This is a genomic window from Pseudomonas sp. C2B4, from assembly GCF_013359695.1.
Taxonomy (GTDB): domain Bacteria; phylum Pseudomonadota; class Gammaproteobacteria; order Pseudomonadales; family Pseudomonadaceae; genus Aquipseudomonas.
This window is the reverse complement of sequence record NZ_JABFMU010000038.1, coordinates 22,969-42,970: the sequence shown is the minus strand read 5'-3', so window position 1 is coordinate 42,970 and position 20,002 is coordinate 22,969. Positions and strand designations below refer to the sequence as shown.

The 20,002-nt window shown below is 57.9% G+C and carries 25 protein-coding genes, 1 tRNA gene and 1 pseudogene; 9 read left to right on the top strand and 18 right to left on the bottom strand.

Annotated elements, in window-relative coordinates; all coding sequences use genetic code 11:
• Positions 1-33: 33 nt before the first annotated feature.
• The gene (locus HNQ83_RS31710) at positions 34-153 is read right to left on the bottom strand and encodes a tail fiber assembly protein (protein WP_175390773.1); all 120 of its coding nucleotides are present in this window, start codon (positions 151-153) and stop codon (positions 34-36) included.
• Here HNQ83_RS31710 and HNQ83_RS21425 point away from each other — a divergent pair.
• The 6 genes and pseudogenes from HNQ83_RS21425 to HNQ83_RS31480 all read left to right on the top strand — a co-directional run bounded on the left by HNQ83_RS21425 (position 113) and on the right by HNQ83_RS31480 (position 4,078).
• Positions 113-397 carry a hypothetical protein gene (locus HNQ83_RS21425; RefSeq protein ID WP_175390738.1) on the top strand — a complete coding sequence of 95 codons (285 nt, stop codon included), beginning with the start codon at positions 113-115 and terminating at the stop codon, positions 395-397. The two genes, HNQ83_RS31710 and HNQ83_RS21425, sit on opposite strands and share 41 nt — an antisense overlap.
• A gap of 118 nt (positions 398-515) precedes the next feature.
• On the top strand, positions 516-863 hold the full coding sequence (locus HNQ83_RS21420; protein WP_175390772.1) for a hypothetical protein: 348 nt from the start codon (positions 516-518) through the stop codon (positions 861-863).
• A gap of 156 nt (positions 864-1,019) precedes the next feature.
• Positions 1,020-1,466: a hypothetical protein gene (locus tag HNQ83_RS21415; RefSeq protein WP_175390771.1), complete on the top strand. Its 447-nt coding sequence runs from the start codon at positions 1,020-1,022 to the stop codon at positions 1,464-1,466.
• Positions 1,467-1,539: 73 nt separating this feature from the next.
• On the top strand, positions 1,540-2,106 hold the full coding sequence (locus tag HNQ83_RS21410; RefSeq protein WP_175390770.1) for a hypothetical protein: 567 nt from the start codon (positions 1,540-1,542) through the stop codon (positions 2,104-2,106).
• A 313-nt stretch (positions 2,107-2,419) separates the two neighbouring features.
• Positions 2,420-2,575: a hypothetical protein gene (locus HNQ83_RS21405; RefSeq protein ID WP_175390769.1), complete on the top strand. Its 156-nt coding sequence runs from the start codon at positions 2,420-2,422 to the stop codon at positions 2,573-2,575.
• Between the two features lie 306 nt (positions 2,576-2,881).
• Positions 2,882-4,078: pseudogene (locus HNQ83_RS31480) on the top strand (tyrosine-type recombinase/integrase).
• Between the two features lie 69 nt (positions 4,079-4,147).
• On the opposite strand, the gene HNQ83_RS21395 reads toward HNQ83_RS31480, so the two are convergent.
• The 9 genes from HNQ83_RS21395 to thrS form a co-directional block, all read right to left on the bottom strand.
• A tRNA-Pro gene (locus tag HNQ83_RS21395) sits at positions 4,148-4,224 on the bottom strand.
• A gap of 89 nt (positions 4,225-4,313) precedes the next feature.
• Positions 4,314-4,670 carry a MerR family transcriptional regulator gene (locus tag HNQ83_RS21390; protein WP_003179985.1) on the bottom strand — a complete coding sequence of 119 codons (357 nt, stop codon included), beginning with the start codon at positions 4,668-4,670 and terminating at the stop codon, positions 4,314-4,316.
• Positions 4,651-4,953, bottom strand: coding sequence for an integration host factor subunit alpha (gene ihfA, locus HNQ83_RS21385; protein ID WP_002553164.1), 303 nt, complete (start codon positions 4,951-4,953; stop codon positions 4,651-4,653). Before ihfA ends, HNQ83_RS21390 begins: the two co-directional genes overlap by 20 nt.
• A 3-nt stretch (positions 4,954-4,956) precedes the next feature.
• Positions 4,957-7,338 carry a phenylalanine--tRNA ligase subunit beta gene (pheT, locus tag HNQ83_RS21380; RefSeq protein WP_175390768.1) on the bottom strand — a complete coding sequence of 794 codons (2,382 nt, stop codon included), beginning with the start codon at positions 7,336-7,338 and terminating at the stop codon, positions 4,957-4,959.
• Positions 7,339-7,364: 26 nt separating this feature from the next.
• On the bottom strand, positions 7,365-8,381 hold the full coding sequence (gene pheS / locus HNQ83_RS21375) for a phenylalanine--tRNA ligase subunit alpha (protein ID WP_007940232.1): 1,017 nt from the start codon (positions 8,379-8,381) through the stop codon (positions 7,365-7,367).
• 109 nt (positions 8,382-8,490) lie between these two features.
• Positions 8,491-8,847 (bottom strand): 50S ribosomal protein L20, encoded by a 357-nt coding sequence (gene rplT, locus HNQ83_RS21370; RefSeq protein ID WP_007905879.1) that lies wholly within the window; start codon positions 8,845-8,847, stop codon positions 8,491-8,493.
• 28 nt (positions 8,848-8,875) lie between these two features.
• Positions 8,876-9,070 (bottom strand): 50S ribosomal protein L35, encoded by a 195-nt coding sequence (gene rpmI / locus HNQ83_RS21365; protein ID WP_002553160.1) that lies wholly within the window; start codon positions 9,068-9,070, stop codon positions 8,876-8,878.
• 60 nt (positions 9,071-9,130) lie between these two features.
• On the bottom strand, positions 9,131-9,682 hold the full coding sequence (gene infC, locus HNQ83_RS21360) for a translation initiation factor IF-3 (RefSeq protein ID WP_175390795.1): 552 nt from the start codon (positions 9,680-9,682) through the stop codon (positions 9,131-9,133).
• Complete coding sequence (thrS, locus tag HNQ83_RS21355; RefSeq protein ID WP_175390767.1) at positions 9,682-11,604, bottom strand: threonine--tRNA ligase; 1,923 nt, start codon at positions 11,602-11,604, stop codon at positions 9,682-9,684. The genes infC and thrS overlap by 1 nt, the downstream gene beginning before the upstream one ends.
• A 374-nt stretch (positions 11,605-11,978) precedes the next feature.
• On the opposite strand from thrS, the gene HNQ83_RS21350 reads away from it, so the two are divergent.
• Together HNQ83_RS21350 and HNQ83_RS21345 are read left to right on the top strand one after the other, a co-directional pair.
• Positions 11,979-12,281: a hypothetical protein gene (locus tag HNQ83_RS21350; protein WP_175390766.1), complete on the top strand. Its 303-nt coding sequence runs from the start codon at positions 11,979-11,981 to the stop codon at positions 12,279-12,281.
• Between the two features lie 292 nt (positions 12,282-12,573).
• Positions 12,574-12,786 (top strand): cold-shock protein, encoded by a 213-nt coding sequence (locus tag HNQ83_RS21345; RefSeq protein ID WP_003179963.1) that lies wholly within the window; start codon positions 12,574-12,576, stop codon positions 12,784-12,786.
• A gap of 71 nt (positions 12,787-12,857) precedes the next feature.
• Here HNQ83_RS21345 and HNQ83_RS21340 read toward each other — a convergent pair whose 3' ends face one another.
• Positions 12,858-13,178, bottom strand: a complete 321-nt coding sequence (locus HNQ83_RS21340) for an I78 family peptidase inhibitor (RefSeq protein ID WP_175390765.1) — start codon at positions 13,176-13,178, stop codon at positions 12,858-12,860.
• A 168-nt stretch (positions 13,179-13,346) separates the two neighbouring features.
• Positions 13,347-13,652 carry a hypothetical protein gene (locus HNQ83_RS21335; RefSeq protein ID WP_096512525.1) on the bottom strand — a complete coding sequence of 102 codons (306 nt, stop codon included), beginning with the start codon at positions 13,650-13,652 and terminating at the stop codon, positions 13,347-13,349.
• Between the two features lie 133 nt (positions 13,653-13,785).
• Here HNQ83_RS21335 and HNQ83_RS21330 point away from each other — a divergent pair, with 133 nt between their 5' ends.
• On the top strand, positions 13,786-13,998 hold the full coding sequence (locus tag HNQ83_RS21330) for a hypothetical protein (protein ID WP_175390764.1): 213 nt from the start codon (positions 13,786-13,788) through the stop codon (positions 13,996-13,998).
• A 33-nt stretch (positions 13,999-14,031) separates the two neighbouring features.
• Here HNQ83_RS21330 and HNQ83_RS21325 read toward each other — a convergent pair whose 3' ends face one another.
• From HNQ83_RS21325 to HNQ83_RS21300, 6 genes are all read right to left on the bottom strand, one after another.
• Positions 14,032-15,000: a nucleoside hydrolase gene (locus tag HNQ83_RS21325; protein ID WP_372241921.1), complete on the bottom strand. Its 969-nt coding sequence runs from the start codon at positions 14,998-15,000 to the stop codon at positions 14,032-14,034.
• A gap of 97 nt (positions 15,001-15,097) precedes the next feature.
• Positions 15,098-15,502 carry a D-ribose pyranase gene (gene rbsD / locus HNQ83_RS21320; protein ID WP_175390763.1) on the bottom strand — a complete coding sequence of 135 codons (405 nt, stop codon included), beginning with the start codon at positions 15,500-15,502 and terminating at the stop codon, positions 15,098-15,100.
• Positions 15,499-16,416: a ribokinase gene (gene rbsK, locus HNQ83_RS21315; protein WP_175390762.1), complete on the bottom strand. Its 918-nt coding sequence runs from the start codon at positions 16,414-16,416 to the stop codon at positions 15,499-15,501. The genes rbsD and rbsK overlap by 4 nt, the downstream gene beginning before the upstream one ends.
• Positions 16,417-16,440: 24 nt before the next feature.
• On the bottom strand, positions 16,441-17,460 hold the full coding sequence (locus tag HNQ83_RS21310; protein ID WP_175390761.1) for a LacI family DNA-binding transcriptional regulator: 1,020 nt from the start codon (positions 17,458-17,460) through the stop codon (positions 16,441-16,443).
• A gap of 3 nt (positions 17,461-17,463) precedes the next feature.
• A complete protein-coding gene (locus HNQ83_RS21305; RefSeq protein ID WP_175390760.1) occupies positions 17,464-18,441 on the bottom strand; it encodes an ABC transporter permease in 978 nt (325 codons plus the stop codon).
• Positions 18,438-19,991, bottom strand: coding sequence for a sugar ABC transporter ATP-binding protein (locus HNQ83_RS21300; RefSeq protein WP_175390759.1), 1,554 nt, complete (start codon positions 19,989-19,991; stop codon positions 18,438-18,440). Before HNQ83_RS21300 ends, HNQ83_RS21305 begins: the two co-directional genes overlap by 4 nt.
• Between the last annotated feature and the right edge of the window lie 11 nt (positions 19,992-20,002).

The following is a 20,002-nucleotide window of genomic DNA, read 5'->3' as shown; positions in this document are numbered from 1 at the left end:
GGTAATCAGGCTGGCATCACTGGCCATTTGGGGCTAAATGGCTGTCAGGTCAACCCCTTGGAGTGCTCGTGAGTATGCCTGCCAAGTTTTGGCAGAGGCTGTTTCGTCCTCAGTGGCATTGCCCAATTGCAGGGACAACAGAAGCGGGGTCATTGACGCCCTGCAGCTGCGCCTGAACGCAGCGGATCAGAGGATTGATGAGCTGGAGCGTGCGCTGGGCGGCATGCTCTTCGAGTTCGATGACGACGTAGGTCGAGAGTGGTCTGTCGACCTGCTGGACTTTGCGCGCAACCAGGCGAAAGCCGTCGAGCTCAAGCCAGTAGCAGACGAGCGAAACCAAGGCATTCTTGGAACATCCTTCCAGCGCCCGAACATGCTCGCCAATCAAGGCGAATGACTCATAGGAGTGTTAGGCAATAAAGCTCGCGAACTTTGGAGTTCCGTCCACCCACCAAAAATAGCAAAATGCCATACCTCGGTTTAGCATTGGTTGACTGACCACATGGATGACGCAAATGAAAAAAATGCTAATTGGCGCACTTTTGATTGTTGCCCCGCACCTGGCATTCGCTCAGTGTTTTGGTTCTGCCGGCTTTCAGACATGCACGGACAATAGCGGCAACACCTACAACGTTCAGCGGTTTGGTAACACTACCAATGTCCAGGGATACAGTGCCTCGGGCTCCTCATGGAACCAAACGAGTCAAAAAATCGGTAATACGGTTTATCAAAACGGCACTTCAGCGGACGGCAACTCATGGAATGGCACAAGCCAAACCATTGGAAACACGACATATCACAACGGAATGGATTCCAAAGGAAACCCCTACAACTACACCTGCAACCAATACGGTTGTAACTGAAGTAAAGGAGGAGACCTCGCCCTAGAGGTCTCACTCCCATCCCCAGCGCTTTACACCATCACCTCGCGGTACCCGCCATAGCCATATCGGCTATCTAACATTCGAAATACTCCCTCTCCCTTCAAAGTCAGCCGCTATAGCGGCAAGGACGAAGTCATGCCTGAAGAAATCAAAACGGCTTGGCCCGAGCACTATCGCTACATGGACACCATTGGGCCAGAAGGCCTTGAGGTGCACTGCATCACCTACCAAGTGATCGGCGAAACAGCGCAGTGCTACTACATCGGTGACAAGCATACGTGCGAGCTGGTCAACGGCCCGCAATACAGCTGGACCGCAGACGCTGTGAAGAAGCGCCGCAAGCGCGTTTTGAAGGAAGGCGGGACTTGGGGCCGGCGCTTCGCCTACACCGACAAGTCGCGAGCACTGGACTCCTACAAGGCCCGCAAGTCCTGGCAGATGCGCCATGCACGTTTGTCCATGGAGCGCGCCCAGGCGGCTATCGGTTACTTCGGCAACAGCGAAGTCGAAAGCCAGGTTCCGGATGGCCCTGTAACCATTCCGAGCGAATACATCCAAGGCTTGGGCTGGGGGGATTACTGATGATCCTGAAAGCCATGATCGTAAGCGTCTGCTTCTGGGGCGCTCTCTACCTCTCCTTTGCGGCGGTGTATTCATGATCATTGATGACGTAATGACCGACAAAATCACCCTGCATGGCCTGGGCTTTGTGCAAGTCCAGCTCCAGGGCAATCAGCGGCTGCACGTCTGGCATCCCGAGTTGCCCCGCCGTGCCTGTTTCGAGCACTCGGCAATTCACGATCACCGCTTTAATTTTCTCTCACGGGTGATCGTCGGCACGCAATTCAATCATTCATTCGAGCTCGTCTGCCACGATGCCGGGGATTTTGTGCTGTACCTGCATGAGGGAGCACGGACATCTGGCGGTGGTCGGCCGTGGACGCCAGACGGACGCGCTGACTTAGTGTTTTCCGGATCCTACGAGATCGTCGCGGGCAATGAATACTGCACCAAGGCCTATGACTACCATCGCACCGTCCCGGGCGGCGATGGCCGAGTAGCAACGATCATGGCCAAGCGCGCCGAATACCCGGCGGGGGCGCACTCAACCTGCCGGTTCGGTATCCAGCCCGACACAGACTTCGACCGCTTCCAGTGGTCGCCGGCTCAACTCTGGGAGGTCGTCAGCGACGTGCTGCTCGGCCAGAAGGTGACCCCATGATCGCCCTCGCCTGGTTCGCCTACGTGTACTGCTACAAGGGGCCGCGGTAAGTACGAGAACTTCACTTGTTCCTCTGCACCAATCCAATCAGCACCAACGTGCACCCTGAGACTAAAACGGCAAAAGCCAAGTAACCGACACTTCGCCCCCAAAACAGTTGGTTCAGACAAACGCCGAGCCCAACAATCACCATTGGAACCCCGGTGATGAACAACGGGTTTCGAAAAGCCTTATTCATCAGCGTCCCCCACTCAAGAACAACCTCATTAAAGCATAAGCCTGCCGGTGCACGGCGGGCGAGAAACCCATTGCCATGACCATCACGAAGATCATCAAGGGCCCGCACCGCTTCGGCGGCTTCTGGTGGGTCATCGCCGACTGCGGCGGAAAGATCCAACACATCTGCCGGCGTACCGAACAACAGGCTCGCGCGATCACCCCGGGGCAGGACGGCGTGACCATTCACTGAACACTCTGCCGCCGCCGGCGGCATGGAGACAGCTATGTCCAATCGAAGCGCGGCCCAGGCTGCGCCCATCCTCCCGCGCTTTATCCGAGCCGGCGAGGCCTACGGATACCTCGGCATGTGCCGGGATGAATTCAACAAAACAGTCAGGCCGAACGTGCGTGAATTCCCGATCGGGAAACAGGGCATCGGCTTCGACAGGCTCAAGCTCGACCAGTGGGCAGACGCTTACGTCGAGTCCATGGCAATTGAAAAAGCGGCCAATCAGGACAACAATCAGCCCCGCAGTGGGCGCCAAGGAGTCAATAAATGGCGCGAAAAACGATCTCCGGTCTCTACGAGAGAAACGGAATCTGGCATATCGACAAGGTCGTCAGAGGTCACCGACTTCAGGAAAGCACTGGAGCAAGCGAAAGGCAGGAAGCGGAGCAGTACCTGATTCACCGGCTGGAAAAGCTCAGGCAGGAAAAGGTCTACGGCGTACGCCAGGTGCGAACCTGGCGTGAAGCAGCCACGCGATTCCTGGTGGAATTCAAGGACCAAGCGTCGATCGGCCTGTCCGCATCACACATTGAACAGCTGGACCCGTACATCGGGGATCTGCCGATCACCCATATAGATGACGGAACCCTGGCTGCTTTCAAGCGAGACAGGCAGAAGCCGACGAAGAGCGAAAAAGGGAAAGTGAAGCCAGGCGTCTCGAACCGGACGGTGAACATCGCTTTACAGCGAATCGTTCGGATCTTGAACCTGTGCCACAGGAAGTGGCGAGACGCAGAGAAACGGCCGTGGCTGGATAGCGTGCCGATGATCTCGATGCTGGAGGAAAAGAAGTCGAGCAGAAAGCCCTACCCGATGTCTTGGGCAGAGCAGTCGATGCTGTTTTCGGAGATCCCCGATCACCTGTTGAGGATGTCGCTCTACAAAGTGAACACGGGCTGCCGGGAACAGGAAGTCTGCAAACTTCAGTGGGATTGGGAAATCCGAGTGCCGGAACTGGGAACGAGCGTGTTCCTGATCCCTGCTGACTTTGGCGGGAGGAGTGAAAAATCTGGTGTGAAGAACGGCGACGAGAGGTTGGTGGTGCTGAACAAGGTGGCGATGTCGGTAATCGACGGACAGCGCGGACTGCATTCGAAGTATGTGTTCCCGTATGGACAGCCGGACGAACGCGGTCCGACCCCTATGCTCCGGATGAATGACTCGGCGTGGAAGAAGGCCAGGGTGAGAGCAGCGGCGAAGTGAGAAATGGAACACAAGTCACCAGCACACCCTGGATTCAGATCGATCAGGATTCACGACCTCAAGCACACCTTTGGCAGAAGGCTTCGTGCAGCTGGCGTGACACTTGAGGATCGAAAGGCACTTCTGGGGCACAAAAATGGCAGCGTTACGAGCCACTATTCTACCGCAGAGCTCGAGCAGTTGATTGAGGCGGCAAACAAAGTATCGGCGACCGATTCGAGAGGGCCGGCTCTGACCATCTTGAGGAGGAAAACGGGATGAACCCCCGCAAAAGTCCCTAAGCATGAAAAAGCCGAACTGGTGAGAGTTCGGCTAAGTCATTGAAAAATATGGTCGGGACGGAGTGATTCGAACACTCGACCCCTAGCACCCCATGCTAGTGCGCTACCGGACTGCGCTACGCCCCGACTAGGCGTGAATCTTGTTCCTCTTCTCGAGGAACGCTCAAGAATATATCGCAAGCTTTTGAAAACTGGAAGTATTTTAAAGCAGGAATTTATTTCTTGAGGACCACCAGTACATCTTCCAGCTCAGCGATCATCTGGCGAATCATTTGTTTGTATTGCGTGGTGTCGTCTTTGGCTTCATCACCGGACAGACGCAGACGTGCGCCGCCGATGGTGAACCCTTGATCGTAAAGAAGCGCGCGGATCTGCCGGATCATCAGCACGTCCTGGCGCTGATAATACCGGCGGTTTCCGCGGCGTTTGACGGGGTTGAGTTGAGGAAACTCCTGCTCCCAATAGCGCAGCACGTGCGGTTTTACCGCACACAGCTCGCTGACTTCACCAATGGTGAAGTAGCGTTTGCCTGGGATGACGGGTAGCTCGTCGTTATGACTTGGTTCCAGCATAAGCCTCAACTCGGGCCTTCAACTTCTGCCCTGGACGAAAGGTGACCACACGGCGAGCCGTGATCGGGATTTCTTCTCCCGTTTTCGGATTGCGGCCAGGCCGCTGGCGTTTGTCCCGCAGGTCAAAATTGCCGAAACCGGACAATTTGACCTGCTCGTTGTCTTCAAGAGCGTGCCTGATTTCCTCGAAAAACAGTTCGACCAATTCCTTGGCTTCCCGCTTGTTCAGGCCCAGCTCTTCATACAGACGTTCCGCCATCTCAGCTTTCGTCAAAGCCCCCATACGTCACTTCCTTAACGTGGCGTTCAACCTTTGTTCGAGCGAGGTGAGGATGTTTTGTGTCGTGGAATTCACCTCATCGTCATTAAGAGTGCGCGATGGATGCTGCCAGGTCAAGCCGACTGCAAGGCTTTTTCTATCAGGATCAATGCCTTTACCCTGATACACGTCAAATAGCCTGAGGTCTGTCAGCCATTCACCTGCATTTTCACGGATTACGTCCAGTACTGCTGCGGCCGCAACGTCTTTGTGGGCAATCAGTGCCAGGTCACGACGCACTTCAGGAAAGCGCGACAACTCGTGGAATTTCGGCATTTTCCCGCTAGCCACTTCCGCCAGAACCAGCTCGAACACGAACACCGGACGATCCAGACCCAGGGTTTTCGACAATTCCGGGTGGATGGCTCCGACGAAACCTACCAGACGGCCCTCACGCTCGATTCGCGCGGTTTGCCCCGGGTGCAGCGCTGGGTGCTTGCCCGGCACGAAAGTGAAGGCATCTAGTGCACCGGCGAAGCCCAGCACCGCTTCCACGTCAGCCTTGACGTCGAAGAAGTCGACGACATCGCGACCTTGTGCCCAGCCTTCCGGCAGGCGGCTACCGCAAACCACACCGGCCAGCATCGACTCTTGTTTCAGACCGTCAAGTTGACCGACGAAACGAAGGCCGCTCTCGAACAGGCGAACGCGATCCTGTTGACGGTTCAAGTTGTGCTGAAGCGCCTTGACCAAACCTGGCCACAGCGACGAACGCATGGCAGCCATATCGTTGGAAATCGGATTGGCCAGCAACAGCGGTTCAACACCCGGATTAAACAGCTCGAACTGTTTCGGATCGATAAAGCTGTAGGTGATAGCTTCCTGATAACCACGGGCGACCAGCAAACGGCGCAGTTCAGGCAGATCGCTACGCGCTTCAGCCTTGGCCTGCGGTGCCAGACGCGCTTGCGGGTAACGAACCGGCAGACGGTTGTAGCCGTACAGACGGGCCAGTTCTTCGATCAGGTCGACTTCCAGGCTGATGTCGAAGCGATGACTTGGCACTTCTACGCGCCACTGCCCTGCTCCATCGGCGGAAATCTTCAGGCCCAAAGCGCTGAGCAGACGCTCGACTTCGGCCGAATCCATTTCCATACCCAGCATCTGGGTGATGCGCTGGGCACGCAGGGTCACCGGTGCGATCGACGGCAAGTGCTGTTCGCTGACGGTTTCGATGATCGGGCCGGCTTCACCGCCAGTGATGTCCAGCAGCAGGCCAGTGGCGCGCTCCATGGCTTCACGAGCCAGTTGCCAGTCCACGCCGCGCTCGTAGCGGTGCGATGCGTCGGTGTGCAGACCATAGGAGCGGGCCTTGCCAGCGACGGCGATCTGATCGAAAAACGCGCTTTCCAGGAAGATGTCACGAGTGGTCGCGGTGTTGACGCCGCTATGCTCGCCACCCATGACGCCAGCAATGGCCAAGGCACGGGTATGGTCGGCAATCACCAGCGTATCGCTACGCAGGCTGACTTCCTGACCGTCGAGCAGCACCAGCTTCTCGCCTTCTTCGGCCATGCGCACGCGGATGCCGCCATTGATTTCGGCGAGATCGAAGGCGTGCAGCGGTTGACCCAGCTCCAGCATCACATAGTTGGTGATGTCGACAGCCGCATCGATGCTGCGTACATCGGCACGACGCAGGCGCTCGACCATCCACAGCGGCGTAGGCTTGGTCAGGTCGACATTACGGATCACGCGACCCAGGTAACGTGGGCAGGCAGCAGGTGCCAGCACTTCGACCGGACGCACTTCATCGTGCACCGCTGGAACGGCAGCAACCACTGGACGCGTGACCGGGGCGGCATACAGAGCGCCGACTTCACGGGCCAGGCCCGCCAGGGACAGGCAGTCGCCGCGGTTCGGGGTCAGGTCGACCTCGATGCTGGCATCGTCCAGATTCAGGTATTCACGAATGTCCTGACCTACGGGCGCATCGGCCGGCAGCTCCATCAGACCATCGTTGCCCTCGCCTACCTGCAGCTCGGCTTGCGAGCACAGCATGCCGTTGGATTCGACGCCACGCAGCTTGGCTTTCTTGATTTTGAAGTCGCCCGGCAGCTCGGCACCGATGGTGGCGAACGGGATCTTCAGGCCCGGGCGCACGTTTGGCGCACCGCACACGACCTGGAAGGTTTCCGAGCCATTGCTGACCTGGCAAACACGCAGCTTGTCGGCGTCCGGGTGCTGTTCGGTGCTCAGCACCTCGCCCACGATCACGCCACTGAAAACACCGGCGGCCGGCGTAACGCTATCGACCTCAAGACCGGCCATCGACAGACGAGCAACCAGCTCGTCGCGACTTACCTGCGGGCTTACCCAGCCACGCAGCCATTGTTCACTGAATTTCATCCTGCTCTCCTAAGAATTCGTTACGACTAGCGAAATTGCGCGAGGAACCGCAAGTCGTTGTCGAAGAACAGACGCAAGTCGTTCACGCCGTAACGCAGCATGGCCAGGCGCTCAACGCCCATGCCGAAGGCAAAGCCCGAAAACTCTTCCGGGTCGATCCCGGACATGCGCAACACATTCGGGTGAACCATGCCGCAGCCCATGACTTCCAGCCAACCGGTCTGCTTGCAGACGCGGCAGCCTTTACCGCTGCACATCACGCATTCCATGTCGACTTCGGCGGATGGCTCGGTGAACGGGAAGTACGAAGGACGGAAACGCACGGCCAGTTCTTTTTCGAAGAACACGCGCAGGAACTCTTCGATGGTCCCTTTCAGGTCGGCGAAGTTGATGTCGCGATCAACCAGCAGGCCTTCGACCTGGTGGAACATCGGCGAGTGGGTGATATCGGAGTCGCTACGGTATACACGGCCTGGGCAGACGATGCGGATCGGCGGCTGTTTCGATTCCATGGTGCGGACCTGTACCGGCGAGGTATGGGTGCGCAGCAACATATTGGCATTGAAATAGAAGGTGTCATGCATCGAACGGGCCGGGTGATGGCCTGGGATGTTGAGCGCCTCGAAGTTGTGATAGTCGTCTTCGACCTCAGGGCCTTCGGCGATGCCGTAGCCGATGTGGGTGAAGAACTGCTCGATACGTTCCAGAGTCCGGGTAACCGGATGCAGACCGCCTGAGGTCTGGCCGCGGCCAGGCAGGGTCACGTCAATGGATTCGGCGGCGAGCTTGGCTGCAAGATCAGCCTCCTCGAACAACGCCTTGCGCGCATTGAGAACCTCTGTGACACGCTCCTTGGCAACGTTGATCAGCGCACCGACTTGCGGACGCTCTTCTGCCGGCAAATTCCCCAGGGTCTTCATCACCTGAGTCAATTCACCTTTCTTGCCAAGGTAGTGAACCCGGATTTGCTCCAGGGCATTGATATCTTCAGCGCTTTGCACAGCCTCTAGTGCTTGAGAGACGAGCGCGTCCAGGTTTTCCATGTACAGACTCCAGATACAAAATAGGGGAAGAGCTTGAAGGCTCTTCCCCTATTTATGACGTTTAACACCCGCCCCCACAGAGGTGAGGTCAGGTGACTGTCGGGGGTACTTAAGCCAAGGTGGCTTTAGCTTTCTCGACAATCGCAGCAAACGCCGCTTTTTCGTTCACTGCCAGATCAGCCAGAACCTTACGGTCGATCTCGATGGACGCTTTTTTCAGGCCGGCGATGAAACGGCTGTAGGACAGACCGTTGATACGAGCACCAGCGTTGATACGAGCGATCCACAGAGCGCGGAACTGACGTTTTTTCTGACGACGGTCACGGTAGGCGTATTGGCCTGCCTTGATTACCGCTTGCTTGGCAACACGGAATACGCGGGAGCGTGCGCCGTAGTAGCCTTTAGCAAGTTTCAGAATTTTTTTGTGACGCTTACGGGCAATGACGCCACGCTTTACACGAGCCATGAGTTACTTCCTCTATTCTTGACTAAAATTAACGAAGGCGCAGCATGCGCTCGACTTTTGCCACGTCAGACGGATGCAGCAAGCTGCTACCGCGCAGTTGACGCTTACGCTTGGTCGACATTTTGGTCAGGATGTGGCTCTTGAAAGCGTGCTTGTGCTTGATACCGTTAGCAGTTTTCAGAAACCGCTTAGCAGCACCACTTTTGGTCTTCATTTTTGGCATGTTCGGATACTCCGCATTCAGTTGATAAACATAATCAGAAGGCCTGCCGTGCCCTGTTGATTACTTCTTCTTTTTCGGGGCGATGACCATGATCAGCTGGCGTCCTTCCATCTTAGGATGCTGTTCGACCGAACCGTACTCGAGCAAGTCACCTTCAACTCGCTTGAGGAGTTCCATCCCCAGCTCCTGGTGGGCCATCTCACGGCCGCGGAATCGCAAGGATACCTTGGCCCTGTCCCCGTCACTCAGGAAACGTACCAGGTTGCGCAGTTTTACCTGGTAATCCCCTTCCTCCGTCCCTGGACGAAACTTGATTTCTTTTACCTGAATCTGCTTCTGGTTTTTCTTCGCCGCAGCAATCTGCTTCTTCTTTTCGAAGATCGATTTGCCGTAGTCCATCACCCGGCATACAGGCGGGACGGCATCGGCGGAGATTTCTACCAGATCAAGCTTGGCTTCTTCAGCAATACGAAGCGCTTCATCAATCGAGACGATGCCAATCTGCTCGCCGTCAGCGCCAATTAACCGAACCTCGCGTGCCGAGATATTCTCGTTGATCGGGGCTTTCGGTGCAGTTCGTTTATCTTGTCTCATTTCACGCTTAATAATAATTACTCCGAATCTGGGCGACCACGCCGGGAAACCGCTTGCGCGAGAAACTCAGCGAACTGGGCGACGGGCATCGAGCCCAGGTCAGCACCTTCACGAGTACGCACAGCGACAGTCTGCATCTCGACTTCCTTATCCCCAATAACCAAGAGATAGGGAACCTTGAGCAAAGTATGCTCGCGGATTTTAAAGCCGATCTTTTCATTTCTCAAGTCAGACTTGGCACGAAACCCGCTTTCATTGAGAGTTTTTTCGACCTGAGCGACAAAATCCGCCTGTTTATCAGTGATATTCATGATCACTGCCTGGGTCGGCGCCAGCCACGCAGGGAATGCACCCTCGTAGTGCTCGATCAGAATTCCGACGAAACGCTCGAAAGATCCCAGGATCGCACGGTGCAGCATCACCGGATGCTTGCGACTGTTGTCTTCGGAGACAAATTCGGCGCCCAAACGGACAGGCAGGTTAAAATCGAGCTGCAAGGTACCACATTGCCAGACGCGACCGAGGCAATCTTTCAGCGAAAATTCGATTTTCGGACCATAGAACGCGCCCTCGCCCGGCTGCAAATCGTACGGCAGGCCAGCACTATCAAGGGCTGAGGCCAGTGCGGCTTCGGCGCGATCCCACAACTCATCGGAACCGACGCGTTTTTCCGGACGAGTGGACAGCTTCATTTCGATGTCTTTGAAGCCGAAGTCGGCGTAGACATCCATGGTCAGCTTGATGAACGCAGCAGACTCGGCCTGCATCTGCTCTTCGGTGCAGAAAATGTGGGCGTCATCCTGAGTGAACGCACGCACACGCATGATACCGTGCAGCGCACCCGATGGTTCGTTACGGTGGCAGGCACCGAATTCAGCCAGACGCATCGGCAGTTCGCGGTAGCTCTTCAAACCCTGGTTGAACACCTGCACGTGGCAAGGGCAGTTCATCGGCTTGATGGCGTAATCGCGGTTTTCCGACTGCGTGGTGAACATGTTGTCGGCGTAGTTGGCCCAGTGCCCGGATTTTTCCCACAGGCTGCGGTCAACGACCTGAGGCGTCTTGATCTCCAGGTAGCCATTGTCGCGCTGCACCTTGCGCATGTACTGCTCGAGCACCTGATACAGGGTCCAGCCGTTCGGGTGCCAGAACACCATGCCCGGCGACTCTTCCTGGGTGTGGAACAGGCCCAGGCGCTTGCCGATCTTGCGGTGATCGCGTTTCTCGGCCTCTTCGATACGCTGGATGTAGGCAGCCAGCTGCTTCTTGTCAGCCCAAGCAGTGCCATAAACGCGCTGCAATTGCTCGTTCTTGGCATCACCGCGCCAGTAGGCACCGGACAGTTTGGTCAGCTTGAAGGATTTCAGGAAGCGGGTGTTCGGCACATGCGGACCGCGGCACATGTCGACGTATTCTTCGTGATAGTACAGGCCCATGGCCTGTTCGTTCGGCATGTCCTCGACCAGGCGCAACTTGTAGTCTTCACCGCGGGACTTGAACACTTCGATCACTTCGGCGCGCGGAGTGACTTTCTTGATGACGTCGTAATCTTTCTCGATCAGCTGCTGCATGCGCTGCTCGATGGCGGCCAGGTCATCCGGGGTGAAAGGACGCTCGTACGCGATGTCGTAGTAGAAGCCTTCGTCGATGACCGGACCGATCACCATTTTGGCGGTCGGGTACAGTTGCTTGACAGCGTGCCCTACCAGGTGGGCGCAAGAGTGGCGAATGATCTCCAGCCCCTCTTCATCCTTTGGCGTGATGATTTGCAGCGTTGCGTCGCTGTCGATGATGTCGCTGGCATCGGCCAGCTTGCCATTGACCTTGCCGGCCAAAGTGGCCTTGGCCAGGCCGGCACCAATGGATGCGGCGACCTCGGCAATTGAAACCGGGTGATCGAATGAACGTTGACTGCCGTCGGGAAGAGTAATAGTTGGCATGGCGCCTCCTCTCCTAGTGGTGACCCCTACCAAAGGTCACGTGGGTTGGGATGAGCCAGTACAAGATCCGATCCAGGCCATTCAATGACGAACGCCTGCCTTACAGCGGCAGGAGCCTTGCGGCCAACCGGAAAACCGAACCAGAGTGACTGGGATTCAAATCAGGATTGATTCGGGCATTTGCCGCAGACGGGACTGAAGGTCGACCGATGCCTGCAAACGCTCGAGCCAGGCATGCTAGCACAGATGAACGGTCGGGCGGCGCAGAGGTTTTCTGTCGCGGCAAATCCGCTGTTTTTATGCCAGAGTGCTGAACTAGATCCCCGCTTCACCTCTCAGATAACAAGACATTGACCCACAAGGAGCATCCCGGCATGCGTCTGAATCGTTTGTTCGCTGTAGTCGCCCCCATCGTCCTGCTGCTGCCGCTGGCCGCCCACGCCGAATGGCCGAAGGGTGAGCGCGAGAAGTACATGGCGCAGTGCACCCAGGCAGCCACCCCACAGATCGGCGCTGCGGCGGCAAAAGCCCACTGTGCTTGCGGCGCCGATGCGATCAAATCTTACCCGGCCAAGGACCTTCAGTCCTTGATGGATAACCAGGCCAGCGACGCCCTGAAACAACAAGCGCTGACCCAGATTTCCAAGTGCAAGGCCACCAACCCGGCGAAAAAATAAGCCTGTCGAAGCGCCAAAAAAGTGCTTTCAGCCGATGAATGGTCTGTGAAAAGTGCTTTTGCCTACGATTTATGCAGGTTTTACAGCTTTTTTTATCGTCTTTACTTTCGGCTGAAAGCCTTTTAAAACGGGGCTTTCAGCCGTATCAGGCAACAAAGAATGTGCGACTGTAGGGCAAACAGCACCCGTGGGGGGCTCCCAAAGCGAACATTTCGACTATGATACCCCGGTGTGCCCAGTTGGCCTGAGCAGCACAGTACTACTGAAAATATATGTTTCTTGGAGATACACCATGTCTAATCGCCAAACCGGCACCGTTAAATGGTTCAACGATGAAAAAGGCTTCGGCTTCATCACTCCTCAAGGTGGCGGTGACGACCTGTTCGTACACTTCAAAGCTATCGAAAGCGACGGTTTCAAAAGCCTGAAAGAAGGCCAAACCGTTTCCTTCGTGGCTGAGAAAGGCCAAAAGGGTATGCAAGCTGCTCAAGTTCGCCCAGAGTAATTTCCAGGCGCACTAAAAAAACCCCGTCCATGTGACGGGGTTTTTTGTGGGTAACGCAAAAGCCTGATCGATCAGCCGCAGTTGACGCGGGTGACCACCCGATTGGCATCGGTATTGAGATTCAGACGGTCGGAACGGTACTCCAGCGTCACCATATCGTTAGGCAACAGGAACCGGGCAACCTGCGCGCCGGAACGTTTACGCGCCTGCTCCAGCAGCTCAGGCGAAGCCTGTTTGCCAAGGGTGAATTCAGCCGCTTTGGCCTCACAACGGCTGTGACCTGTGTCAGTCGTCGTTACAGGGTCTGTTGCCGACTCATTGGTGGTCGTGCTGCAACCGGCCAGCAGGGCAACGGCCAACAAAGTACCCAATGACGCGAGCTTCCAAGGCATGAAGCCTCCTTTTTTCGAGAGTTAAGCTGAGATTGTGCGACCGCCATTCCGGCGATTGGTTTCACAAGAACAGTAGGCGACCTGTTCGTCCTGCGCAGACAAACGGCAAGTTTGCCTGAGCATCGCCCTGCCCTTCATCCTTCAATCGTGACTGAATATGAACAGCACTCAATAGACGTCGATGTAGTCGAAGGCCGGTTTCGGCCAGTTCTGCTTCAGCGCATTGAAGATCTGCATGACCCAAACCTCATCGCTGGCCGCGACCCGCCCGACATAACCGGAACCCTTGGCCCAGGTTTCCAGACGGAACAGCAACCCATCGATATCGGTGCCGCCTACGACGCCCGATGAAATATAGGCGATGCCGCCCTTGGTCACACGCAACTGCGTGTGTTCATCATCGCTGGCAGACGCCAACAACTGACGTACGGCGTCAAGGGTCAAGCCGTCAGGGGTGTTCAAATCGATCTGCACAGCGCAGTCCTTGAAAAGTTCTCAAAGACCAAGTGTCGCATAGCCTCCCACTCATGCCTAAGTCGGAGTGCCAAAAGCGCCGCAAAATGGTTAACTCGACCCTCCAGACATTTCCGACTGCGCGAGCGCCATCATGACCACCGTAAGCATCGACGCCAACATCACCGTCAAGTGGCCGCAGGGCCACAGCTCTTACAGCCCAGGCAGTCCGGAAGAGCTGGCAATCATTGGGATAGACCTGCTGGTCAAAGGGTTGGGGACCGAAGCAGCGCGGCAATTTATCGCGCAAATTTTCGAAAAGTACGCCCTTGATCACATGGATGCAGCGCCAACCGGGAAGGCGTGAAAGCCTGCCGGAAGCTACCGGCGGGCATGAGGGCTACTTCAGGCGAGCCAGACGCTCGGTCAGCAGATCGAAAAACCCCTGGGCATCGCCGCCTTCGACCCAAAAAACATTCTTCGGCGCCTTGAGGTCGTCATACCAGTCGACAACAGTCTGGCCAAGCGTCGGACCTTCGCCACAATCAACCACTACGTTCACCGCACGCCCGCTGAACAGCTGTGGCTTGAGCAAATAGGCAATCACCGTTGCGTCATGCACCGGGCCACCCGCAATGCCGTAGCGCTCCATATCGGCCTTGATGTAGTCGTTCAGCATATCGACCACCTGCCTGCTGGCATTGTTGTTCAATGCGGCAATCTTCTGCACGCGCGCATCGCTGGTGAGCATTTTGTGGGTCACGTCCAGCGGCAGGTAGGTCAATGGCACGCCACTGTTGAGCACCACCTCCGCCGCTTGCGGATCGGCGAACAGGTTGAACTCTGCCAACGGCGTAATGTTGCCGCCGTTGAAGTGGGCGCCGCCCATGACCACCACCTCCTTGATGCCCTGAACAATGTTTGGCTCCTGGACCAGCGCCAGGGCCAGGTTTGTCTGCGGCCCCAGCATGGCAATGGTGATGCTGTGCGGCCTGGCCGCCGTCAGGGTGTTGACCAGGTACTCGACCGCGTTGCCCTCGGCCAGGCCTTTTTCTGGTTCATGGACAGTAATGCCCGACACCCCTTCCTTGCCATGGATGTCCTCGGCATAGATGGGCTTACGCAACAGCGGCGTGCTCGCTCCGGCGTAGACCGGCACCTCCTCGCGCCCCGCCCACTCGCGGGCCAGTCGTGCGTTGCGTGACGTCTTGTGCAGGCGCACATTGCCCGCGACGGTGGTCAATGCACGGATGTTCAATTCCTGCGTAGAAGCCAGCGCAAACAGCAGTGCAACCATATCGTCGACACCCGGGTCGGCATCGATGATCAGATCGATCTTTTCCGCCGCGTCAACGCCGGTTGCGGTCATCAAGGACAAAAGCAGCAGACTCCAAAGCAGGCGGGGCCGTTCCCGGGCACAACGATACAGGGCGCACACCTTGTGCCGGGGAAAAAACTGGAACAGGTCAGAACGTCACTCCGGCGATCAGTACGATATTGCAGTACGGCTGGCATTCTCCGGTCCGCACAATCGCCCGAGCCTGCTGGCTGAGCACCTTGAACTGCTCATGACTGAGCCATTCACGCTGCCCCAGCGCCCCATCGGTATTCAGCTCGTCCAGGGTTGCCAGGGCCATTGGCTTTTTCTCCAGGATTTCACGGGCCAGAACATGGCTTTCAACCTGCATTTCGCTGAGCACAACCTTCAGGGTGCTGATGAAATCCGGAATGCCATGGGTCAGGGCCAGATCGATCAGCTCTACGCCGGGCGGCACCGGCAACCCCGCATCGCCGATGATCACTTTGTCGCCATGACCAAGGGAAGCGATCAACCGCGACAGTGCAATGTTGAGCAACGGTGTCTTTTTCATGGTGTCTTGAACGCCTGGACTTCGCCGAGGGTGGGTATCGAGGGTTGCGCACCAGCTCGCGTGACCGATAACGCTGCGGCGACCTGGCCGAAGCGGATCGCTTCGGCTTCGCTTTTTCCGCTCGCCAGCGCGGCGGCAAAACCGCCAACGAACGTATCGCCGGCCGCCGTGGTGTCGACCGCTTTCACGAGCGGCGCAGGGAAATGCTCCAAGCGCTGGCCATCAGCGAATAGCGAACCTTCGGCACCGAGGGTGATGATGACCTTGCCGGCGCCCATCTCGATCAGGCGGGTCGCCGCCACTTGCGCGGTTTGCCGAGAGTCCACCGGCAAGCCGCTCAGCGCCGAGGCCTCGCTCTCGTTGGGAATCAGATAATCGATGTTCGCGTACCAGTGCGCAGGCAATGGACGGCTGGCTGGCGCCGGATTGAGGATCACGGTCTTGCCCAGCTCCCGACCGCGCTTGAGTGCATGGCCCACGGTGGCATCCGGCACTTCCAACTGACAAATAATCACGTCGGCGGCCTGCAGGACCGAATCGAAGCAGCCGACCAGCGCCGGCGTCAGTGCACCATTGGCGCCGGCTACGATCACGATGGCGTTCTGGCTGTTGTCGTCGACCACAATCAAGGCCACGCCACTGGAATCGTCCACGGTGCTGACGGCCTGACAATCGATCTGCTCGGCCAACAAGGCGTCACGTAGCGCCTCACCATAGGCATCCCTGCCCACACAGCCCACCATCGACACCTGAGCGCCCAGTCGCGCGGCGGCCACCGCCTGATTCGCGCCCTTGCCGCCGGAAACCGTGGCAAACGACTGGCCGATCAACGTTTCTCCGCCCCGTGGCAACCGCGGCGCCCGAGTCACCAGGTCCATGTTCAGGCTGCCTATAACCACTACTTTTGCTGGCATACATTGCTACTCATTCATTCGATTTCAGCGGTATTCGGCAAAATTACCCGCCAACGGTGCGGTCGATTCCCGCATGACAATGCTTGGCGTCACGATCTTTTGTTCGGTCGTCAAATCCGGCTTGGCAATCCTTCGCAGCAGCACCTCGGCGGCCATCTCGCCCAGTTGCAGGATGGATTGACCGACTGTGGTCAGCGCTGGATAGACATAGCGGCTCATCTGGATATCGTCGAAGCCGATCACCGACAGCTCTGTCGGTACACGAATGTTGCGCTCGGCGGCGGCCCGCAGCACGCCAATGCCGATCATGTCGTTGGCGGCGAAGATGGCGCTGGGCGGATTGCGCTCCAGCAGAATCGCGGCGGCGTTGTAACCGCCGGTGCTGGTGAAGTCACTTTCCAGCATGCGCTCACCCCGGACTTCGATGCCCGCGTCTTTCAGCGCCCGGCGGAAACCGGCCAGACGCATCTGCGCCACGCTGGTGGTCGCCGGCCCGCTGATGGTGGCGATATCGCGATGCCCCAACTCCAGCAGATGCCGGGTCGCCAGATAGGCGCCGTATTCGTGATCGATGCGCACCAGGTCGGCATCGACGCCTTCGAGCCCGCGGTCGACAATCACCATCGGCGTGCGCACGCCCGCCAGACCCTGCGCCAACCCGCTGTCGCCGCCCGCCGAGGCAACAATCAGCCCGTCGATACGCTTTTCCAGCAGCACGCGCAGGTAGCTGCGCTGCTTGTCCGGGTTGTCGTCGGAGTTACAGAGAATCACGCAATAGCCATTGCGCTCGCAATAATCCTCGATGCCTCGGGCCAATTCGGCGAAATACGGGTTAAGGCTGTTGGGCACCAGCAAACCGATGGTGGCCGTGGTTTTGGCCTTGAGGGATCGGGCCACGGCGCTGGGCACGTAATCCAGCGTCTTGATCGCCGCCTCGACCTTGATCCGCACTTCTTCGCTGACCGGTCGTGTTTTGTTCACCACGTGGGAAACCGTGGTGTAGGAAATCCCCGCGAGGGCTGCCACATCTTTGATCGTTGCCATGATTCAGGTCCGCCGGCTTGCGCGTTGACTGCGGTAGGTGTCGAGCACCACCGCGACGACGATCACCGCACCGGTGATGATGCGTTTGGTCGGTTCGGTGGCGCCGATCTGGGCAAGGCCGGCGGCCAACACGGAAATGATCAGCACGCCGAAGAACGTACTGATCACCGACCCACGCCCCCCCATGAGGCTGGTGCCACCGATCACCACCGCAGCGATCACTTGCAGCTCCAGGCCGGAGCCAGCGTTCGGGTCCGCCGCTTCCAGGCGCGAAATCTGAAACAGTGCCGCGATTCCGGCCAGCAAGCCCATCAGGCTGAACACCAGAATTTTGTATGGCTTGGGATTGATCCCCGCCAGCCGCACGGCTTCTTCATTGGTGCCGATACCGATCAGGTAGCGACCGAACACGGTACGGGTCAGCACAGCCTGGGCGATGAAGATAATCAGCAAGGCAATGATAAACGACGGCGAAATCCCGAAGGCGATGGGGTTGGACAACCAGGCGAAGGCATCACCGATGTACGCCGTGCGCGAACCGGTCATCTGATACGCCACGCCACGGGCCATTTCCAGCACGCCGAGGGACACGATGAATGACGGAATGCGCCACGCCACGGTAATCGAACCGGTGACGGTGCCGGCCAATGCAGCCGCCGCCATGCCGAGCAACGCCGCGGGCAGGACGCTCCAGCCCCAGCCAAGAATCGCCACGCTGACCGTCGACGCGGCGAGCGCCAGCACCGAGCCCACCGACAGGTCGATACCGCCGATGATCAATACGAACGTCATGCCGACCGCCAGCACCATCAGATCCGGAATCTGGTTGGCCAAGGTACTGAAGGTGTCGTAAGACAGGAAATGGCTGCTCAGGATCGAGAACAGCACAACCATCGCCAGCAAGGCACCGGCCAGGCCCAGATAAGTCCCGAGGCCATAAAAGTTGCCGCTGCGTTTGCCGGCTAAAGATGCGGTTTTCATGAAAGATCCCTAGGCGCTGCCTCATTGAGCAGCGCATCACGTTTTTGGTAGCCGGCAAATGCGGCGGCAAGCAAGTCATCCTGGGTCCAGCGGTCACGTTCGAAAGTGTCGATCAGGCGCCCGGCCGACAACACACCGATCCGGTCGCAGATCAACATCAATTCGCGCAGGTCGCTGGACACCACCACCAGCGCCTTGCCCTGGCGAGTGAGCTCACCGAGCAGCGCATAGATATCGAACTTGGCACCGACGTCGATACCCCGGGTCGGTTCATCGAACAGCAGCACGTTGCAATCACGCTCCAGCCAACGACCGATTACCACTTTCTGCTGATTACCACCGGACAGTTCGGACACCAATTGTGTCGGACCAGAGCTGCGGATGCGCATGGCATCGATCTGACGCTGGGCCAAAGCCGCCTCGCCGCTCTGATTGACGAACCCGCCGCTGGATATGCCGGGCATGTTCCCCAGCGCGATGTTGGCGCCGATCGACTGAGTCAACAGCAAGCCTTCACCCTTGCGGTCTTCGGTGATCAGGGCGATGCCATGACCGACCGCATCCACCGGAGAACGGATGCTGACCACCTGCGCCGGCGAACCCAACGCCACCGTGCCGCTATCCGCCTCGTCCGCGCCGAAGATCAGGCGCAGCAATTCGGTGCGCCCTGCCCCGATCAGGCCGGAAATGCCGAAGATCTCGCCGGCACGCACTTCGAAGGACACGTCACGCACCTTGTCGGCGCGGGTCAGGCCCTTGACCGTCAACGCCGGAGCGCCAATGTTGCGCGGCCCCATGTCGATGTGTTCGCCGAGCTCACGGCCGACCATCAAGGTGACCAGTTGCTCGCTGTTGTAATTGGCCATCGGCTCGACGCACACCAGATTGCCGTCGCGCAGTACCGCAATGCGTTGGGCGACCCGGGCCAGTTCTTCGAGGCGATGGGAGATATAGATGATCGATACGCCCCGCGCCTGCAGGCGGGTGATCTGCTCGAACAGCATCTCGACTTCACGGGCGGTGAGCATCGCGGTCGGCTCGTCGAGGATCAGAACGTGGCAATCACCGATCAGGTTGCGGGCGATCTCGACCATTTGCTGATGACCGATGCCGAGTTCGCCCACCAGGGTGTCCGGATCGATCGCATCGAGCCCGACCTGGGCCATGGCTTCGATTGCAGCCTTGCGCAATTGCTTGCGACTGATCCAGCCGCCTTTGCTGGGCAGGTTGTCGAGAAACAGGTTTTCCGCCACCGACAGGGTCGGCAGCAGATTCAATTCCTGCATGACCATGCGAATGCCCAGGTCTTCAGCCTGGGTGCGGCTGCCGGGGCGATAATCCTGCCCTTGAAACTGCATCTGGCCAGTGGTCGGCGTGACCAGTCCACCAATGATCTTCGACAACGTGCTTTTGCCAGCGCCGTTCTCGCCGGTCAGCGCCAGCACTTCACCGCGCATGAGCGTCAGGTCGATGCCGGTAAGGACCGGTTGGGCGTAGGTCTTGCCGATACCGCTGACCGAAAGGACAGCGTTCGGGGCGTGAACGGACATAAAAACTCTCC

Bases quoted from the DNA above. Each gene is read 5' to 3' on its own strand.
- HNQ83_RS31710 (WP_175390773.1), bottom strand. From the start codon at position 153: ATGACCCCGCTTCTGTTGTCCCTGCAATTGGGCAATGCCACTGAGGAC.
- HNQ83_RS21420 (WP_175390772.1), top strand. From the start codon at position 516: ATGAAAAAAATGCTAATTGGCGCACTTTTGATTGTTGCCCCGCACCTG.
- HNQ83_RS21415 (WP_175390771.1), top strand. From the start codon at position 1,020: ATGCCTGAAGAAATCAAAACGGCTTGGCCCGAGCACTATCGCTACATG.
- HNQ83_RS21410 (WP_175390770.1), top strand. From the start codon at position 1,540: ATGATCATTGATGACGTAATGACCGACAAAATCACCCTGCATGGCCTG.
- HNQ83_RS21405 (WP_175390769.1), top strand. From the start codon at position 2,420: ATGACCATCACGAAGATCATCAAGGGCCCGCACCGCTTCGGCGGCTTC.
- HNQ83_RS21390 (WP_003179985.1), bottom strand. From the start codon at position 4,670: ATGCTGGAACCAAGTCATAACGACGAGCTACCCGTCATCCCAGGCAAA.
- ihfA (WP_002553164.1), bottom strand. From the start codon at position 4,953: ATGGGGGCTTTGACGAAAGCTGAGATGGCGGAACGTCTGTATGAAGAG.
- pheT (WP_175390768.1), bottom strand. From the start codon at position 7,338: ATGAAATTCAGTGAACAATGGCTGCGTGGCTGGGTAAGCCCGCAGGTA.
- pheS (WP_007940232.1), bottom strand. From the start codon at position 8,381: ATGGAAAACCTGGACGCGCTCGTCTCTCAAGCACTAGAGGCTGTGCAA.
- rplT (WP_007905879.1), bottom strand. From the start codon at position 8,847: ATGGCTCGTGTAAAGCGTGGCGTCATTGCCCGTAAGCGTCACAAAAAA.
- rpmI (WP_002553160.1), bottom strand. From the start codon at position 9,070: ATGCCAAAAATGAAGACCAAAAGTGGTGCTGCTAAGCGGTTTCTGAAA.
- thrS (WP_175390767.1), bottom strand. From the start codon at position 11,604: ATGCCAACTATTACTCTTCCCGACGGCAGTCAACGTTCATTCGATCAC.
- HNQ83_RS21350 (WP_175390766.1), top strand. From the start codon at position 11,979: ATGCGTCTGAATCGTTTGTTCGCTGTAGTCGCCCCCATCGTCCTGCTG.
- HNQ83_RS21345 (WP_003179963.1), top strand. From the start codon at position 12,574: ATGTCTAATCGCCAAACCGGCACCGTTAAATGGTTCAACGATGAAAAA.
- HNQ83_RS21340 (WP_175390765.1), bottom strand. From the start codon at position 13,178: ATGCCTTGGAAGCTCGCGTCATTGGGTACTTTGTTGGCCGTTGCCCTG.
- HNQ83_RS21330 (WP_175390764.1), top strand. From the start codon at position 13,786: ATGACCACCGTAAGCATCGACGCCAACATCACCGTCAAGTGGCCGCAG.
- HNQ83_RS21325 (WP_372241921.1), bottom strand. From the start codon at position 15,000: ATGACCGCAACCGGCGTTGACGCGGCGGAAAAGATCGATCTGATCATC.
- rbsD (WP_175390763.1), bottom strand. From the start codon at position 15,502: ATGAAAAAGACACCGTTGCTCAACATTGCACTGTCGCGGTTGATCGCT.
- rbsK (WP_175390762.1), bottom strand. From the start codon at position 16,416: ATGCCAGCAAAAGTAGTGGTTATAGGCAGCCTGAACATGGACCTGGTG.
- HNQ83_RS21310 (WP_175390761.1), bottom strand. From the start codon at position 17,460: ATGGCAACGATCAAAGATGTGGCAGCCCTCGCGGGGATTTCCTACACC.
- HNQ83_RS21305 (WP_175390760.1), bottom strand. From the start codon at position 18,441: ATGAAAACCGCATCTTTAGCCGGCAAACGCAGCGGCAACTTTTATGGC.
- HNQ83_RS21300 (WP_175390759.1), bottom strand. From the start codon at position 19,991: ATGTCCGTTCACGCCCCGAACGCTGTCCTTTCGGTCAGCGGTATCGGC.